This window comes from Aeromonas sp. Prich7-2 (assembly GCF_017939255.1).
In the GTDB taxonomy this organism is placed as follows: Bacteria; Pseudomonadota; Gammaproteobacteria; order Enterobacterales; family Aeromonadaceae; genus Aeromonas; species Aeromonas caviae.
In genome coordinates this window covers 17595-32582 of record NZ_JAGKRI010000034.1, presented here as the reverse complement: position 1 = coordinate 32582, position 14988 = coordinate 17595, and the positions used below count along the sequence as shown (strand labels likewise).

19 protein-coding genes are annotated in these 14988 nt (G+C 58.2%); 14 read left to right on the top strand and 5 right to left on the bottom strand.

Translation table 11 applies throughout. From position 1 onward, the window contains the following. Positions 1 to 7 precede the first annotated feature (7 nt). Genes J9892_RS07315 through J9892_RS07305 form a run of 3 tightly spaced genes read right to left on the bottom strand, consistent with a single transcriptional unit; the run spans position 8 to position 962 of the window. The gene (locus J9892_RS07315; RefSeq protein ID WP_210538141.1) at positions 8 to 520 is read right to left on the bottom strand and encodes a phage regulatory CII family protein; all 513 of its coding nucleotides are present in this window, start codon (positions 518 to 520) and stop codon (positions 8 to 10) included. Positions 521 to 547: 27 nt separating this feature from the next. Beyond that, positions 548 to 757 carry a Cro/Cl family transcriptional regulator gene (locus tag J9892_RS07310; protein ID WP_210538140.1) on the bottom strand — a complete coding sequence of 70 codons (210 nt, stop codon included), beginning with the start codon at positions 755 to 757 and terminating at the stop codon, positions 548 to 550. A 10-nt stretch (positions 758 to 767) separates the two neighbouring features. Beyond that, positions 768 to 962 (bottom strand): Cro/CI family transcriptional regulator, encoded by a 195-nt coding sequence (locus J9892_RS07305; protein WP_210538139.1) that lies wholly within the window; start codon positions 960 to 962, stop codon positions 768 to 770. A gap of 121 nt (positions 963 to 1083) precedes the next feature. On the opposite strand from J9892_RS07305, the gene J9892_RS07300 reads away from it, so the two are divergent. From J9892_RS07300 to J9892_RS07275, 6 genes are read left to right on the top strand one after another with little or no spacing between them, the layout of a single operon-like run. Further along, the gene (locus J9892_RS07300) at positions 1084 to 1734 is read left to right on the top strand and encodes a helix-turn-helix domain-containing protein (RefSeq protein WP_210538138.1); all 651 of its coding nucleotides are present in this window, start codon (positions 1084 to 1086) and stop codon (positions 1732 to 1734) included. Positions 1735 to 1758: 24 nt separating this feature from the next. Continuing rightward, positions 1759 to 2121, top strand: a complete 363-nt coding sequence (locus tag J9892_RS07295) for a hypothetical protein (RefSeq protein ID WP_210538137.1) — start codon at positions 1759 to 1761, stop codon at positions 2119 to 2121. Continuing rightward, positions 2114 to 2527, top strand: a complete 414-nt coding sequence (locus J9892_RS07290) for a hypothetical protein (RefSeq protein WP_210538136.1) — start codon at positions 2114 to 2116, stop codon at positions 2525 to 2527. The genes J9892_RS07295 and J9892_RS07290 overlap by 8 nt, the downstream gene beginning before the upstream one ends. Positions 2528 to 2566: 39 nt before the next feature. Then, positions 2567 to 3637 carry a tyrosine-type recombinase/integrase gene (locus tag J9892_RS07285; protein ID WP_210538135.1) on the top strand — a complete coding sequence of 357 codons (1071 nt, stop codon included), beginning with the start codon at positions 2567 to 2569 and terminating at the stop codon, positions 3635 to 3637. A gap of 51 nt (positions 3638 to 3688) precedes the next feature. Beyond that, positions 3689 to 4621, top strand: a complete 933-nt coding sequence (nhaR, locus tag J9892_RS07280; protein WP_210538134.1) for a transcriptional activator NhaR — start codon at positions 3689 to 3691, stop codon at positions 4619 to 4621. 48 nt (positions 4622 to 4669) lie between these two features. Beyond that, entirely contained in the window at positions 4670 to 4972 is a 303-nt protein-coding gene (locus J9892_RS07275) for a metalloregulator ArsR/SmtB family transcription factor (RefSeq protein WP_029313781.1), read from the top strand. A gap of 48 nt (positions 4973 to 5020) precedes the next feature. Here the strand turns inward: J9892_RS07275 and rpsT are convergent, their stop codons facing one another. Continuing rightward, positions 5021 to 5284 (bottom strand): 30S ribosomal protein S20, encoded by a 264-nt coding sequence (gene rpsT / locus J9892_RS07270; RefSeq protein WP_005308808.1) that lies wholly within the window; start codon positions 5282 to 5284, stop codon positions 5021 to 5023. A 191-nt stretch (positions 5285 to 5475) separates the two neighbouring features. Here rpsT and murJ point away from each other — a divergent pair, with 191 nt between their 5' ends. The 6 genes from murJ to ispH all read left to right on the top strand — a co-directional run bounded on the left by murJ (position 5476) and on the right by ispH (position 12983). Beyond that, entirely contained in the window at positions 5476 to 7038 is a 1563-nt protein-coding gene (gene murJ, locus J9892_RS07265) for a murein biosynthesis integral membrane protein MurJ (RefSeq protein ID WP_210538133.1), read from the top strand. 210 nt (positions 7039 to 7248) lie between these two features. After that, a complete protein-coding gene (gene ribF, locus J9892_RS07260; protein ID WP_010673098.1) occupies positions 7249 to 8223 on the top strand; it encodes a bifunctional riboflavin kinase/FAD synthetase in 975 nt (324 codons plus the stop codon). After that, entirely contained in the window at positions 8223 to 11084 is a 2862-nt protein-coding gene (gene ileS, locus J9892_RS07255) for an isoleucine--tRNA ligase (RefSeq protein ID WP_043153062.1), read from the top strand. The genes ribF and ileS overlap by 1 nt, the downstream gene beginning before the upstream one ends. After that, the gene (gene lspA / locus J9892_RS07250; RefSeq protein WP_042079282.1) at positions 11084 to 11599 is read left to right on the top strand and encodes a signal peptidase II; all 516 of its coding nucleotides are present in this window, start codon (positions 11084 to 11086) and stop codon (positions 11597 to 11599) included. Before ileS ends, lspA begins: the two co-directional genes overlap by 1 nt. After that, on the top strand, positions 11596 to 12048 hold the full coding sequence (fkpB, locus tag J9892_RS07245) for an FKBP-type peptidyl-prolyl cis-trans isomerase (RefSeq protein WP_042079281.1): 453 nt from the start codon (positions 11596 to 11598) through the stop codon (positions 12046 to 12048). The genes lspA and fkpB overlap by 4 nt, the downstream gene beginning before the upstream one ends. Next, positions 12048 to 12983 carry a 4-hydroxy-3-methylbut-2-enyl diphosphate reductase gene (ispH, locus tag J9892_RS07240; protein ID WP_210538132.1) on the top strand — a complete coding sequence of 312 codons (936 nt, stop codon included), beginning with the start codon at positions 12048 to 12050 and terminating at the stop codon, positions 12981 to 12983. The genes fkpB and ispH overlap by 1 nt, the downstream gene beginning before the upstream one ends. A gap of 361 nt (positions 12984 to 13344) precedes the next feature. Here the strand turns inward: ispH and J9892_RS07235 are convergent, their stop codons facing one another. Continuing rightward, positions 13345 to 13722 (bottom strand): type IV pilin protein, encoded by a 378-nt coding sequence (locus J9892_RS07235; protein ID WP_171864922.1) that lies wholly within the window; start codon positions 13720 to 13722, stop codon positions 13345 to 13347. 96 nt (positions 13723 to 13818) lie between these two features. On the opposite strand from J9892_RS07235, the gene J9892_RS07230 reads away from it, so the two are divergent. Both J9892_RS07230 and J9892_RS07225 read left to right on the top strand, forming a co-directional pair. After that, positions 13819 to 14349 carry a GspH/FimT family pseudopilin gene (locus tag J9892_RS07230; RefSeq protein WP_109421816.1) on the top strand — a complete coding sequence of 177 codons (531 nt, stop codon included), beginning with the start codon at positions 13819 to 13821 and terminating at the stop codon, positions 14347 to 14349. Continuing rightward, complete coding sequence (locus J9892_RS07225; RefSeq protein ID WP_109421807.1) at positions 14343 to 14987, top strand: prepilin-type N-terminal cleavage/methylation domain-containing protein; 645 nt, start codon at positions 14343 to 14345, stop codon at positions 14985 to 14987. The genes J9892_RS07230 and J9892_RS07225 overlap by 7 nt, the downstream gene beginning before the upstream one ends. The last annotated feature ends 1 nt before the right edge of the window (position 14988 follow it).

The following is a 14988-nucleotide window of genomic DNA, read 5'->3' as shown; positions in this document are numbered from 1 at the left end:
TGGTCTCCTATGCGCCGAGGGCTGCGCGGGCCATGTCGGCAGCACACGCAAGACCAGGGACGGCGTGAAAGCGGTCTTCGACTTCGGTGGCCAACAGCACGAGGTGCTCGATGCCTGCCCAGATGCCGGTGACGACGGTGTTTCGGTGTGATTTGGTGACGCGGTCACCGGCGAGGAGGGTGGTAGCCTGGGCCGTGACGCCCAGGATCTGGGCCCCCGCATTGAGCGCCTGTTGGGCGCGAGCCTCTGGGGCTGCGGTAGCTGCGGCGGGCAGGCGAACGGCAGTCAGGCCGCAGTCAAACAGCAGGCCATCAAACAGGGTGTCATCACCGGTGGCGTGGTAGAGGGCAACCAGATCCCTTGCCGTCAGCTGATGCGGCTGGTCAGGGTTCAGCTTGTTGCGCAGCATCTGCTCCCCAATCTCTGCTGACCTGGCCACCTCGGCGAGGTTGTACCTTGCTGCGAAAAGTGCGCACGCAGCCTCATAGCTATGCTGTTTGGATGCAGTCTGTTCAAACATGGTTGCCTTTCCTTGAATGACAGAGACTCAACGAGAGACAAGTGCCGAGGCTTGGCACTGCAGGCGCAGCGCCTCCAAATTGATGAGCACTTTTTGTCTCAGCCCGGTTTTTGGCAGGATGGGCAGACGACCGTCCTCGATCATGGTCTGGACCAAGTCCTCGGTGAAACCGGCCAGTTCGGCGAACTTTTCCTTGGAGCAAACCGGGAAGGTGTAAACAGCGATGGATGGCGTCATGGTGTGGCCCTTACTGTGCAGAGCTAGCAGGAGTGGACTGGGTGGGATTGGCTTTCAGCTGGCCGCCGGTCAGCACCTCGATCTGGTAGGCGCGGCCTTTTGGCACGTTTTCTCCCCACTGGGATACGGCCGCCTTGTGAATACCTAGGGCTCTAGCAAGGGCCACCTTGGAGCCGAAATATTCGACGGCATAGTTTGTTTTCATAGTCACACCTCGGTGTGTAGATTGCTTAACTTGTTGTGATTTCCAAACAAGCCAAAGGTTAAGCTTTCACAACTAGGTGTGTCAAGCATTCACAACCTCATATGGTTTATATTCCTTAACCATGAAAAGCGAACGCATCAAAGAACTTCGGAAAAAACATGGCCTTACCCAACAAAAGTTGGGTGAGTTAGTTGGTGTCAATAAGGCATCTATTTCGCAATGGGAGCAGGGTGAGTACGCGCCAAGTGGCGATAATCTCGTGGCACTTGCAAAAGCGTTTGGGGTATCGGCTCACTGGCTATCAACGGGCAAAGGCTCGCCCGAGCAATCAAACGTCGAACCGACAGTGATCCCGCAAGGGAATCGGGTGCCGATCCTGAGCTATGTCCAGGCAGGTAACTGGCGGGAGATGTGCGAACAGGCCAGCGGCTTTGACGGCAATGTCGAGTTCGTGAGCGCCAGCGTCGAGATCGGTCCCTGTGGCTTTGGTCTGTGGGTGCGTGGTAACTCGATGGAGCCCCGCTTCACCGAAGGGGACCTGCTAATCGCTGACCCCGACGTGGTGCCAAAACCGGGTGACTATGTGATCGCCAAGAACGGCAGTGAAGAAGCGACATTCAAGAAATATCGCCCGCGCGGCTACAACGATGCAGGCCAAGAGGTGTTCGAGCTGACCCCGCTTAATGATGACTACCCGGTCATGCGTTCAGATGTGTGCCCTATCAGCATCATTGCCACGGTCATCGAGCACCGTGCTTTTTTAAAACGATAACGGGCGTGGAATTAGGAACTGCCTATGTCTCATCTCAAGATACCCGCGCGATTCAGAGCGGTGACGCAAGACAATCTGCATGCCTATTTTGACGGACTAGGCATCACGCCACGGTGTGCGCTGTGTAACAACGCCGAGTTTTCATTGCCACTGATGTACAAGCATTCGCTCGGCACGTCCGCGCCTGCTGCTGAAGATGTTCCTTTGGTCGTTCCTCACGTGCTGCCTTCTGCCTTGGGTGGTAGTCAGGAAGTGGTGTTTCCGTTGACCTGTGAGCATTGCGGCACCATGTTGCTCATCAATGCCGAATGGATCGCTCCTGATAGAAGCCACACCCAATGGGGCTCTGATAACTCGTTGCCTGTACAGGGAGAGGGGAGTGAATAACGTGGTTCGCGGTAATTTTGCGCATCGGTCCCGCAGTCCTGTAGACTCAGGCAATACACCAACAGGTGGTGATGGGGGAGATAATAACGTGCTAGAACGAGTAGCTCGCCTCGAGTCTGATGTCGAGTACATCAAGCGGGACATTGCCGAACTGAAATCAGACCTCAAGGCCTTTCGTGCTGAGTCTGCTGAAGACTCCAAATCTGTGTCTGAAGAATTCAAATCTGTATCTGAGGAATTCAAACTGGTTCGTTCTGAGATGCAGGATGGCTTCAAGTCTGTCTCAGAAGAATTCAAGCAAGTCCGGGCTGAAATGCGCGCAGATTTTCGGCTGTTGTTCGGGGCGATCATAACAGTCACGCTTGGTTTGGCTGGTCTAATGGCTAAAGGCTTCGGCTGGCTGTGATTCACTAAGGCGCTTGGCGCCTTTTCTATTTGTGCCCCTATGACTGTTCGTAAACTTTCCGATGGTTCAGCCAATCCCTGGTTGGTTGAGGTCTACCCTCAGGGGCGTTCCGGACCCCGCAAACGCAAGCGCTTCGTCACCAAGGGGGAGGCGCTGGCCTGGGAGCGATTCATCCTGGATGAGCATCAGGCCAAGCCCTGGCTTGGGAAGGATGCGAAGGAGCATCGTACCCTGCAGGAGCTAATCGGCCTCTGGTACAAGTTGCACGGCCAGACCCTAAAACGCAGTGAGGTTCGCTTGGCCAAGCTGCAGATCATCTGCAACGGAATGGGCAACCCCAAGGCGATCGACATCACCCCCTCGATGTGGGCGCACTATCGGGCCAAGCGAATGGCTGGCGAGATAGACAACGGTTGGAATGTGGGAGCCAAAAAGGCGATCACCGCCCGAACGGTCAATCAGGAGCTGGCATTTCTCAAAGCCGTGTTTGGTGAGCTTATCCGGTTGGGGGAGTGGCAACATGCCCACCCGTTGCAAATGACGACAAGCATCAAGACGCCCGACTCTGAGATGACCTTCTTACTGCCGGGGCAGATTGCTGAACTCCTCCATGCTGCCCAGCAGTATCCCAACCCAGACTTGGCTCTCATCATCAAGATCTGTTTGGCGACTGGTGCACGTTGGCGAGAGGCGGAGGCGCTGACCACTTCGCAGGTGACCCCGTACCGGATCACTTATACCAACACCAAGGGCAATAAAAACCGGACGGTGCCGATCAGCCCGGTGCTTTACGATGAGTTGATGTCTGGCGTGAAAGGTGGGTGCTTGTTTACTCCCTGCTATCTGGATTTCGGGCGGGCGTTGAAGACGACCGGGATCGAGTTACCGGATGGGCAGCTCACCCATGTTTTGCGGCATACCTTTGCCAGCCACTTCATGATGAACGGCGGCAACATTCTGGTTCTCCAGAAAATCCTGGGTCATGCGAACATCCGTGACACGATGCGCTATGCCCACTTCGCCCCCGACCATCTGGAAGAGGCTGCCCGGCTTAATCCGCTGGAGCAATGGCGGCAAAATGGCGGCGCAACATCTGATTATGGCCTCTAGTGCCACTTTATAACCCTTACGATTCATTGAATATCATGGGATTGCGGTGCTATGTCACACATTAACTACAACCATCTCTACTATTTTTGGATGACTCAGAAGAAGGGCTCCGTCACGCAGGCGGCGGAAGCCCTCTTTTTGACTCCGCAGACCGTGACCGGTCAGATCAAACTGCTTGAGCAGCGTCTTGGCGGCAAGTTGCTGATCAGAAAGGGGCGCTCCCTTGAGGCCACCGAGCTTGGCCAACTGGTGTTTCGCTATGCTGACAAGATGTTCAGCCTCTCCTACGAGATGCTGGATATCGTCAATTACCGCAAGGAGAGCCAGATCCTGTTCGACGTCGGCATCGCCGATGCACTCTCCAAGCGTCTTGCCAGCCGGGTACTGCTCTCCGTGATCCCCAATGACGGTTCCATTCACCTGCGCTGCTTCGAGTCGACCCATGAACTGCTCCTGGAGCAGTTGAGCGAGCACAAGCTCGACATGATCCTCTCTGACTGCCCGGTGGACTCCAGCCAGCATGCCGGGTTGCTGTCCAAGCGCCTGGGGGGATGCGGCGTCAGTTTCTTCTGCAAGGCGCCTCTGCCCTCCCAGCCTTTCCCTGCTTGCCTGGAAGAGCGCAAGTTGCTCATCCCGGGCCGCCGTACCGCCATGGGTCGTCAACTGACCCAGTGGTTCGAGCAGCAGGGAATTTCCCCCAGCATTCTGGGAGAATTCGACGATGCGGCGCTGATGAAGGCGTTCGGTTTCTTCAACCAGGGCATCTTCATGGCTCCGACCATCTATCGAGAAGAGATCCTGGAGGGGGAGGAGGTGATGCTGCTAGGTGAAACCCAGGATCTGATGGAGGAGTATTACGTCATCTTTGCCGAGCGGATGATCCAACATCCTGCGGTCAAGCGGGTATGCGAAAGTGATTTCTCCTTCCTCTTTGCGGGGCAGGAGGATTTCACGGCCATTCAGCCAGCAAGCCTCTCGTTTTAAATCGACGGTGACGGCGCTATGATGCCTGTCTTGGAAGAGGAGGGTGAGATGCAATTGGAAGAAATGGAAGCGAATGCCGGGCGTGCCGTCACCCTGCTCAAGGCATTGGCCAATGAACGGCGGCTGTTTATCTTGTGCCAGTTGCTGGATAGAGAGCTGTCGGTCGGCGAGCTGAACGAGGTATTGGGATTGAGTCAGTCAGCCATGTCGCAGCATCTGGCGGTGTTGCGCCGGGATGAGCTGGTGGCGACGAGGAAGGAGGCCCAGACGGTCTATTATTCCCTGCGCAGCCATGAAGTGCGTGAGATGATCGGACTGTTGCACAGACTGTACTGTAGCGACCCCAAATAAAAAACCGGCACTAGGCCGGTTTTTTCAGCTTTCATCAGCGGATGCTGATTAAGCCATGGCTTTGATCTGGGCAGACAGGCGGCTCTTGTGACGAGCAGCTTTGTTCTTGTGGATCAGGCCTTTGGTCGCCATACGATCCATGATCGGCTGAGCAACAGCGAAAGCGGCAGTGGCAGCAGCCTTGTCACCAGAGGCGATGGCAGCGATCACTTTCTTCAGGTAGGTACGGGTCATGGAACGACGGCTGGCGTTGTGCTGACGACGTTTCTCTGACTGAAGAGCACGCTTCTTAGCAGATTTGATGTTAGCCAAGGTAAAACTCCTAAAACTGTCTTAGCGAGTGTATTGAAAAGGCCCGGAAATATGCCTTCCCAACCACATATTGTCAAATGATTTGTGCAAATAAACACCGCCCCCCGGTGGTGTGTCAGATGGGAGACGGTTAAACTGTCGGCCGATTCTAACAGCATTCTTTTCTTTCCGACAGTTCCAGAGGCCTCGTCTTGAGTAAGAAATTGATCAAATCCGGCATGATTGTGTCCGGAATGACGTTGGCATCCCGTGTGATGGGCTTGGTGCGCGATGTGGTCATCGCCAATTTGCTCGGTGCCGGGGTGGCCGCAGACGTCTTCTTCTTCGCCAATCGCATTCCCAACTTCTTGCGCCGGCTCTTTGCCGAAGGGGCATTCAACCAGGCCTTCGTGCCCGTGATGACGGAGTACAAGAAAAACGGTGACGAGCAGGCGGTTCGGGAGCTGCTGGCGGCGGTGGCGGGCACCCTGGGTGGCATCGTCACCGTTGTCACTCTGCTCGGGGTGCTGGGTTCCGGTGTCCTGACGGCTCTCTTTGGCTGGGGCTGGTTCTGGGACTGGCTGCATGGCGGACCGGCGGCGGAGAAGTTCGAGCTGGCCAGTCTGATGCTCAAGATCACCTTCCCCTACCTCTGGTTCATCACCTTCACCGCCATGGCGGGGGCCATTCTCAATACCTTTGGCCGTTTTGCCGTGTCCTCCTTCACGCCGGTATTCCTCAACATCACCATGATTGCGGCGGCCTGGTGGATCGCGCCCTTGATGGAGCGCCCCGAAATCTCCCTGGCGATCGGTGTCTTCCTCGGCGGTCTGGTCCAGTTTTTGTTCCAGTATCCTTTTCTGCGCCAGCTCAACATGCTGGTCTGGCCCAAGTGGGGTTGGCACCATCCCGGGGTGGTGAAGATCCGTACCCTGATGATCCCGGCCCTGTTCGGTGTGTCGGTCAGCCAGATCAACCTGCTGATCAACACCATGCTGGCCTCGTTTCTGGCTACCGGTGCCATCAGCTATCTCTATTACTCGGACAGGTTGCTGGAGTTTCCCCTCGGCCTCTTTGCGGTGGCCATCAGCACGGTGATCCTGCCTGCCCTGGCCAGGAAACACGTGGATGCGGATCCGGCTGATTTTTCTCGCACCATGGATTGGGGGGTGCGCATGGTGATGTTGCTCGGCTTGCCAGCCATGGTCGGCATCGCCGTGCTGCGCGAGCCCATACTGCGGGTGCTTTTCATGCGCGGTGAGTTCGGTCTGCACGAGGTGAGCATGTCGAGTGCCAGCCTGCTGGCCTCCACTACGGGGCTGCTCTCCTTGATGCTCATCAAGGTACTGGCCCCCGGTTATTACGCCCGCCAGGACACCAGGACGCCGGTGCGTATCGGCATCATGGCCATGGTAGCCAACATGGTGTGCAACCTTATTTTCATCTATCCGCTCGGCTACGTCGGGCTGGCGCTGGCGACCGCCTGCTCCGGCACCCTGAATGCCGTACTGCTGTTCAAGGGGCTCTATCAGCAGGATGTTTATCGCCCTTCCCGCAACACCGGGCTGTTCTGCCTCAAGCTCTTGGCGGCAACGGTCTTGATGGGGGGGCTTCTGGTCTATCTATCACCGGATCTCCCCCAATGGGGGGCCTGGAGCATGGGCAAGGCCAGCCTGGAGTTGACCCTGCTGCTCTGCCTGGGCGGAGCACTGTACGGCATTGTCCTCTTGGCATTGGGGATCCGGCCACGTCACCTGAGAGCCGATCAGCAATAAGGAGCTAGCTGCAAGGGATGGGGACAGTACAGGGGAGATAGGGGAGCGGTCTCAGGGGCTGTCGGGTTGACCCGCCAACGAGGTGCGATGCTCCTGGCCGAGTCCGAGAAGCGGGCGGGATGGCTAAATCGGGTCAACGGCAGGGCTGACCCTGCCTGCTGCCTGATATATAATCCGCCGATTTCCATGGCAGCAACGCACAAGGCACTGATGGAGCTTATTCGCGGCATTCACAATATCAAGCCCCGTCACCGGGGCTGTGTATTGACCATAGGCAACTTCGATGGGGTTCATCAGGGGCACCACGCGGTGTTGGCCCGTTTGCAGGAGAAGGCCGCCCAACTTGGCCTGCCGGCCTGCGTCATGTTGTTTGAACCCCAGCCGCTGGAGCTGTTTGCGGGCAGTGCCGCGCCCGCCCGCCTCAGCCGTTGGCGGGAGAAGTACGAAGCTCTCAAGGGAATGCAGATCGATCGCATGCTCTGCGTGCGTTTCACCCATCGTTTTGCCGAGCAGGCAGCCAGCACCTTCATCGAGCAACTGCTGGTGGAGAAACTCGGCGTGCACTATCTGGTGGTCGGCGACGACTTTCGCTTCGGCAAGGGGCGGGAAGGGGACTTCCACCTGCTGGAGGAGGCCGGTCGGCGCTTCGGGTTCGAGGTGATCAGCACCCAGAGTTTCCAGCTTTCCCGCCAGCGGGTCAGCAGTACCCTGGTGCGCGAGGCCCTCAAAGCGGGTCGCATGGCGGAGGTGGAGCTGATGCTCGGTCGCCCCTATGCCATCAGCGGCCGGGTGGCCCATGGTGACAAGCTGGGGCGCACCATAGGTTTTCCCACCGCGAATCTGGCCCTCAAACGCCAGGTTGTCCCGGTCGGTGGCGTGTTTGCGGTGGAAGTGATATGTTCCGGCAAGACTTTCCCCGGTGTCGCCAATGTGGGTGTACGGCCGACCTTGAGCGGTACACAAGCCAGATTGGAAGTACATCTATTTGATTTTTCTGGTGATCTATATGGTCAGCAGGTCAAGGTGCTGCTTCGCCACAAGCTGCGCGAAGAGCAGAAGTTTGACTCTTTCACCGCCTTGAAAGAGCAGATCGAACGAGATGCCCTGGCGGCCCGAGCCTGGTTCGGGCTGCCACAATTTCATTTACCCAGCACTCTTTTAGAAAAGAAGGGAACCCAGGACTGATGAGCGACTATAAACACACCCTGAATCTGCCGGAAACAGAGTTTCCGATGCGTGGCGATCTGGCCAAGCGCGAACCCAACATGCTGAAACGTTGGTACGATCAGGATCTTTACGGCGCCATTCGCCGCGCCAAAGCGGGCAAGCCTTCTTTCATTCTGCACGATGGCCCCCCCTATGCGAACGGCAGCATTCACATCGGTCACTCGGTCAACAAGATCCTCAAAGACATCATCATCAAGTCCAAGGGCCTCTCCGGCTTCGATTCCCCCTATGTGCCGGGCTGGGATTGCCACGGTCTGCCCATCGAGCTGAAAGTGGAAGGCATGGTCGGCAAGCCGGGGGAGAAGGTTTCCGCCGCCGAGTTCCGCGCCGAGTGCCGCAAATACGCCAAGACCCAGATCGAAGCGCAGAAGACCGACTTCATCCGTCTGGGCGTGCTGGGTGACTGGGAACATCCCTACCTGACCATGGATTTCGGCACTGAAGCCAACATCATCCGCTCCATGGCGAAGATCGTGGCCAACGGCCACCTGCACAAGGGCTCCAAGCCGGTGCACTGGTGTACCGACTGCGGCTCCGCGCTGGCTGAGGCCGAAGTGGAGTACTACGACAAGAACTCCCCCTCCATCGACGTGCGCTTCAAGGCCGTCGACGAGGCTGCCGTCGCCGCCAAGTTTGACTGCGCCGAAGGCCACACCGGCAAGGGCGTGATCTCTGCCGTGATCTGGACCACCACCCCCTGGACCCTGCCGGCCAACCGCGCCATCGCCATGCATGCCGATCTCGACTACGCACTGGTGCAGGTTGAGGGCGACAATCCCGAGCGCCTGATCCTGGCCGCCGAGCTGGTCAAGGACGTGATGGACAGGGCCGGCATCGAGAAGTTCCACAACCTGGGCTACGCCAAGGGCGCGGCGCTCGAGCTGCTGCGCTTCAACCACCCCTTCTACCACTTCGACGTGCCCGTGGTGCTGGGTGACCATGTCACCCTGGACGCCGGTACCGGTGCGGTGCACACCGCCCCTGGCCACGGTCAGGAAGACTTCGTGGTCGGTCAAAAGTACGGCCTGGAAGTGGCCAACCCGGTTGGCAGCAACGGCGTCTATCTGCCGGATACCGAGCTGTTTGCCGGCCAGCACGTGTTTAAGGCCAACGCCTCCGTGGTCGAGGTGCTGACCGAGCGCGGCGCCCTGCTTCACCACAAGGTGTTCAACCACTCCTACCCGCACTGCTGGCGCCACAAGACCCCGATCATTTTCCGTGCCACCCCGCAGTGGTTCATCAGCATGGAGCAGAAGGGTCTGCGCAAGCGTGCCCTCGAAGAGATCGAGCGCATCGAGAAAGAGGGCATTGCCCAGCACGGCCAGAGCGGCTGGGTGCCGGCCTGGGGCAAGAACCGCATTCAGGCCATGGTCGAGAATCGTCCCGACTGGTGCATCTCCCGTCAGCGTACCTGGGGCGTGCCCATCTCCCTGTTCGTTCACAAGGATACCCAGGAGCTGCACCCGGATTCCGTCCGCCTGATGGAAGAGGTGGCCAAGCGGGTCGAGCAGTCCGGCATCCAGGCCTGGTGGGATCTGGACAAGGCCGAGCTGCTGGGCGCGGACGCCGACAACTACGAGAAGGTGCCCGACACCCTGGACGTCTGGTTCGACTCCGGCTCTACCCATGCCTCCGTGGTCGATGCCCGTCCCGAGTTCAACGGCAAGCCGGCCGACATGTATCTGGAAGGTTCTGACCAGCACCGTGGCTGGTTCATGTCCTCCTTGATGATCGGCGTCGCCATGAAAGACAAGGCTCCCTACAACCAGGTGCTGACTCACGGCTTCACCGTGGATGGTCAGGGCCGCAAGATGTCCAAGTCCATCGGCAACGTGGTCAGCCCGCAGGACGTGATGAACAAGCTGGGGGCCGACATCCTGCGTCTGTGGGTCGCCAGCACCGACTACACCGGCGAGATGACCGTCTCCGACGAGATCCTCAAGCGCTCGGCCGACGCCTATCGTCGTATTCGCAACACCGCCCGCTTCCTGCTGGCCAACCTCAACGGCTTCAATCCAGCGACCGACATGGTGGCACCTGCCGACATGGTGGTGGTGGATCGTTGGGCCGTGGGCCGTGCCAAGGCGGTACAGGCCGAGATTGTGGCAGCGTTCGACGAGTACAACTTCCACGGCGTGACCCAGAAGCTGATGCAGTTCTGCTCCATCGAGATGGGTTCCTTCTATCTGGACGTCATCAAGGACCGTCAGTACACCGCCAAGGCTGACAGCCTGGCCCGTCGCTCCTGCCAGACTGCCCTCTATCATATCGCCGAGGCCATGGTGCGCTGGATGGCGCCCATCATGAGCTTCACCGCCGACGAGATCTGGGCTCTGCTGCCAGGTGAGCGTGGCGAATTCGTTTTCACCGAGGAGTGGTACGACGGCCTGTTCGGGCTGGAAGCGGGCGAAGTGCTGAACGACGAGTTCTGGGCCGAGATCCTCGCCGTGCGCGGTGAAGTGAACAAGGCGCTGGAAGTGGCTCGTGGGGAGAAGCGCATCGGTGGCTCCCTGCAGGCCGAACTGACCCTGTTCGCCAAGCCGGAACTGGCTGCCCGCCTGAACGCCCTGGCCGATGAGCTGCGCTTCGTGCTGCTCACCTCCAAGGCCAGGGTGGTCAGCGTCGATGCCGCACCGGCAGAGGCCGTGGCGACCGAGCGCGACGACCTGTGGCTCTGCGTGGCGCAGTCTGCCGCCGCCAAGTGCGACCGCTGCTGGCACCATGTGGAAGACGTGGGCACCATCGCGGGTCACGAAGAGATCTGTGGCCGCTGTGTCACCAACGTCGAGGGTGACGGCGAAACGCGTCAATTTGCCTGATGAACATGACTCAGAACGAGATGAACAACAAAACCGGCCTGCGTTGGCTGTGGCTGGCGGTGCTGGCCTTCGTACTGGACCAGGCGAGCAAGCTCGCCGTGGTCAAGCTGCTGCCGTTTGGCTATCCGGGGGTGGAGATCACCCCCTTCTTCAACCTGGTCCACGTCTACAACAAGGGGGCGGCCTTCAGCTTCCTGGCCGATCAGGGGGGCTGGCAGCGCTGGTTCTTCGCCCTGCTGGCGTTTGCCATCTGCGGTCTGCTGATCCATTGGTTGCGCAAGCAGTCGGTGACCCAGCGCTGGAGCGGTATCGCCTACAGCCTGATCATCGGCGGGGCGCTCGGCAACGTGTTTGACCGGCTGGTGCTGGGCCATGTGGTCGACTTCCTCGACTTTTACTGGCAGCGTGCCCACTGGCCGGCGTTCAACCTGGCGGACAGCTTCATCTTCATCGGTGCCGCCATGATCGTGCTGGATGGCTTCCGTGGCGAGAAAAAACAGGACGCGACCTCATGAGCCAGTCGATTGCTGCGGACAGCAGCGTGCTGTTCCACTTCTCTATCAAACTGGAAGACGGCTCGGTGGCCGACAGCACGGCGCTGCACGGCAAGCCGGCCCGTCTGCGGATGGGAGACGGCAGTCTGACGCCGAGCTTCGAGCAATGCCTGCTGGGGTTGCGAGCAGGGGAGAGCAAGAGCTTCACCCTGGTGCCGGAAGAGGCCTTTGGCCTCTCCAACCCCGATAACATCTACCATCTCGACCGCGCCAAGTTCGGTGCCGATGTAGAGCCCAAGGTAGGTACCATCATACTGTTCGACCAGCCCAACGGCAGCGAGCTGCCCGGGATCATCCGGGCGGTGGAAGGGATGTCGGTCACGGTCGATTTCAACCACCCCCTGGCCGGTCACACCGTCACCTTCGAGGTGGAGATCCTGGGGGTTGATGACGAGGAGAAGGTTCACTGATGGATATTCTGCTGGCTAACCCCCGTGGCTTCTGCGCCGGTGTCGACCGGGCCATCAGCATCGTCGAGAGCGCGCTGGAGAAGTTCGGTGCCCCCATCTATGTCCGCCACGAGGTGGTGCACAACCGCTACGTGGTGAACAAGCTGAAGGAGGCGGGCGCCGTCTTCGTCGAGGAGCTGGACGAGGTGCCGGACGACAGCATCGTCATCTTCTCCGCCCACGGCGTGGCCAAGACGGTGCGCGAGATGGCCAAGTCCCGCGCCCTCAAGGTGTTCGATGCCACCTGTCCGCTGGTGACCAAGGTGCACATGGAGGTCCATCGCGCCAGTCGCAAGGGCTCCGAGGCCGTGCTCATCGGCCATGCCGGCCACCCCGAGGTGATCGGTACCATGGGCCAGTACGAAAATCCCGAGGGGGGCATGTATCTGGTAGAGACGCCGGAGGATGTGGCGAAACTCCGGGTGAAGAATCCGGACGATCTCTGCTTCGTCACCCAGACCACCCTCAGCGTGGATGAGACTTCTGACGTCATCGATGCCTTGCGTGCGCACTTCCCCAAGATCCAGGGGCCGCGCAAGGACGACATCTGCTACGCCACCCAGAACCGTCAGGACGCGGTGCGGGAGATGGCCGGGCTGGTGGATGCCATGCTGGTGGTGGGGTCGCGCAACTCCTCCAACTCCAATCGCCTGCGGGAGCTGGCCGAGAAGGTGGGGGCTCGTGCCTACCTCATCGATGATGCCTCCATGATTGAGACACAGTGGCTGGACGGTGTGGAACGTATCGGGGTGACGGCAGGGGCTTCTGCACCCGACGTGCTGGTACAGAACGTCATTGGTCGCCTGCGCGAGCTGGGGGGCAAGATAGTGACCGAACATCCGGGTCGCGAGGAAAACGTGGTGTTTGAGGTCCCCCCCGAACTTCGTATCCTCTAATAGAAATGCCGGCCCAGCGCCGGCATTTTTGTGACTAGCGTTTCGTTTTCCATAATAAAAGCAGCGGGTGTTCTCGTTTGAAGCCTGCTTTGCCATTAACAATGTCGATAGTTCTGGTTGAAATTTCGACATTTCCTGATGCCGACCCCAACATGGATGGAACTTACGGAGGGCTTGGCACTGTGCATAACAGGATGTTTGCGCACCTTGGTTTCACGCTCATCAAGCCGATGGTCACCATAGCACTCTTGTCTATCCAGCTGACGCTGGGGCCACATCATTTAACTCATTGATCCAAAACACGAAACTGACTACGCAGTCGAATCAGCTTGTGGCTTCGGTGTAACTGGTCCGCAGTGAGTTACTTCCAACAGTCAGATGGCGTCTTGGTATCGGCCTTGTTGAGGGTCAGAGTAGTACAGCCTGAATCATTGCTTTGGCTGCCTTTGGCTGTGGCTATCAGGGTATAAACCGTAGCGGTAGCGCCAGAGATGGTGAAGGTGTAGTAATCGCTTGTTGGGTTACCCACTTGAGCTGGTGTTCCGCTATAACTCGTATTGGATATGCGAAATTCCTCCTGCTTGAGCTGCATGCTCAGCAGGCCCTTGATTGCCTCGGCGCGACGAGACTTATGCAACCCATCGGTAAAGCTCGGGTAGGCTACAGCCGCCAGGATGGCGACGACAGCCACCACAACCAGCAGCTCCAGCAATGTAATACCTGATTGTTTGGTTCTCATGGGCGGCACGCTCTGGAAACGGTTTGATACTATAGAATAGTACTGACGGTGGGCTCTACTGGCATGGGCAAAAAGAAAGGAGTCTTGGGCTAAATGATGCGCACAGCAGGACGTGTTTCCGGTTTCACCCTGATTGAGCTGTTACTGGCAATGACGGTGGCTGCATTGCTGCTTGCCGTTGCCTTGCCCAGCTATCAGTCATTGCGGCAGGAGCAGATGGTGAGGGCTGCCACACAGGCTATCTATACCGATGTCATGTTGCTCAAATCCGAGGCGGTCAAACGCAATCAGACGCTCAATCTGCTGCTATTCAATAGTGGTACCAGTAACTGGTGCTACCGGGTGCATATCGACGGTAGCTGCAATAGCTGTGCCGATGCTTGTTCCAGCATCGAGGGGCGGAAAGGGGTGAATGCCAGCGAATTCCCCGGTATCACTCTGGTGGCGAGTTACAGTGAGTCGGCGACCAATATCAGGCCGCTCAATATTTCTCCTCGCAGAGGAACGCTGACGGCTGGTAACATTGCCATCTCATCCGGTAGCTACGCCATGCGGGTCGTTACCAACAATGTTGGACGGGTTCGTACCTGTGCCGTCAGCAATGTGAGCGGGGTGCCGACATGTTGAGGCGACATGCAGGCTTCAGTCTGGTGGAGTTGATGGTTTCCATGGTGGCGGGCTTGCTACTGGTGGCTGCGGTGACGACGCTTTTCGCGACGATTCTCAGGGCAAATGGCACGGCCATGAAGGTGAGTCGACTCAATCAGGAGGTTCAGGCGATCACCGACATGATGGCCCGCGATATCGAGCGGGCAGGTTATGATGCCAGTGCCGCTACCTCGACTCGATTGGCATCTGGTGCACTCCCATCCCCCTTCTATTTCGATGCGAGCACCGACCTGATGGATGAAACCGCAACAGGTTCCAACATCTATCGCTGCATCAGGATTAGTTATGATGACAATGAAAACGGTGTGCTGAACAACAGCCCGTCCAGCAGCTTGGAAACTCGGCTTTATAGTTACAGCAGCACAGATAAGGGAGTCAAACTCGCTACGGGGGCCAGTCCCACTTGTAATAGCGGTAGCCTCATTTCGACCGATAACACCATAGAAATAACCCAGCTTACTTATCGTCTGCTTTCCAGCAGTCAGGTGAGCGGTGCCAGGGCAATTCAACTCAACATTTCGGGCCGCTACAAGGACAATACTGAGCTGACCTTGAACTTGCAGCGTGATATCAAGTTGCGCAATGACGGATACTGAT

Coding starts and splice junctions, on each gene's coding strand:
- J9892_RS07315 (WP_210538141.1), bottom strand. CDS start 520: ATGTTTGAACAGACTGCATCCAAACAGCATAGCTATGAGGCTGCGTGC.
- J9892_RS07310 (WP_210538140.1), bottom strand. CDS start 757: ATGACGCCATCCATCGCTGTTTACACCTTCCCGGTTTGCTCCAAGGAA.
- J9892_RS07305 (WP_210538139.1), bottom strand. CDS start 962: ATGAAAACAAACTATGCCGTCGAATATTTCGGCTCCAAGGTGGCCCTT.
- J9892_RS07300 (WP_210538138.1), top strand. CDS start 1,084: ATGAAAAGCGAACGCATCAAAGAACTTCGGAAAAAACATGGCCTTACC.
- J9892_RS07295 (WP_210538137.1), top strand. CDS start 1,759: ATGTCTCATCTCAAGATACCCGCGCGATTCAGAGCGGTGACGCAAGAC.
- J9892_RS07285 (WP_210538135.1), top strand. CDS start 2,567: ATGACTGTTCGTAAACTTTCCGATGGTTCAGCCAATCCCTGGTTGGTT.
- nhaR (WP_210538134.1), top strand. CDS start 3,689: ATGTCACACATTAACTACAACCATCTCTACTATTTTTGGATGACTCAG.
- J9892_RS07275 (WP_029313781.1), top strand. CDS start 4,670: ATGCAATTGGAAGAAATGGAAGCGAATGCCGGGCGTGCCGTCACCCTG.
- ribF (WP_010673098.1), top strand. CDS start 7,249: ATGGAGCTTATTCGCGGCATTCACAATATCAAGCCCCGTCACCGGGGC.
- ileS (WP_043153062.1), top strand. CDS start 8,223: ATGAGCGACTATAAACACACCCTGAATCTGCCGGAAACAGAGTTTCCG.
- lspA (WP_042079282.1), top strand. CDS start 11,084: ATGAACATGACTCAGAACGAGATGAACAACAAAACCGGCCTGCGTTGG.
- fkpB (WP_042079281.1), top strand. CDS start 11,596: ATGAGCCAGTCGATTGCTGCGGACAGCAGCGTGCTGTTCCACTTCTCT.
- ispH (WP_210538132.1), top strand. CDS start 12,048: ATGGATATTCTGCTGGCTAACCCCCGTGGCTTCTGCGCCGGTGTCGAC.
- J9892_RS07235 (WP_171864922.1), bottom strand. CDS start 13,722: ATGAGAACCAAACAATCAGGTATTACATTGCTGGAGCTGCTGGTTGTG.
- J9892_RS07230 (WP_109421816.1), top strand. CDS start 13,819: ATGCGCACAGCAGGACGTGTTTCCGGTTTCACCCTGATTGAGCTGTTA.
- J9892_RS07225 (WP_109421807.1), top strand. CDS start 14,343: ATGTTGAGGCGACATGCAGGCTTCAGTCTGGTGGAGTTGATGGTTTCC.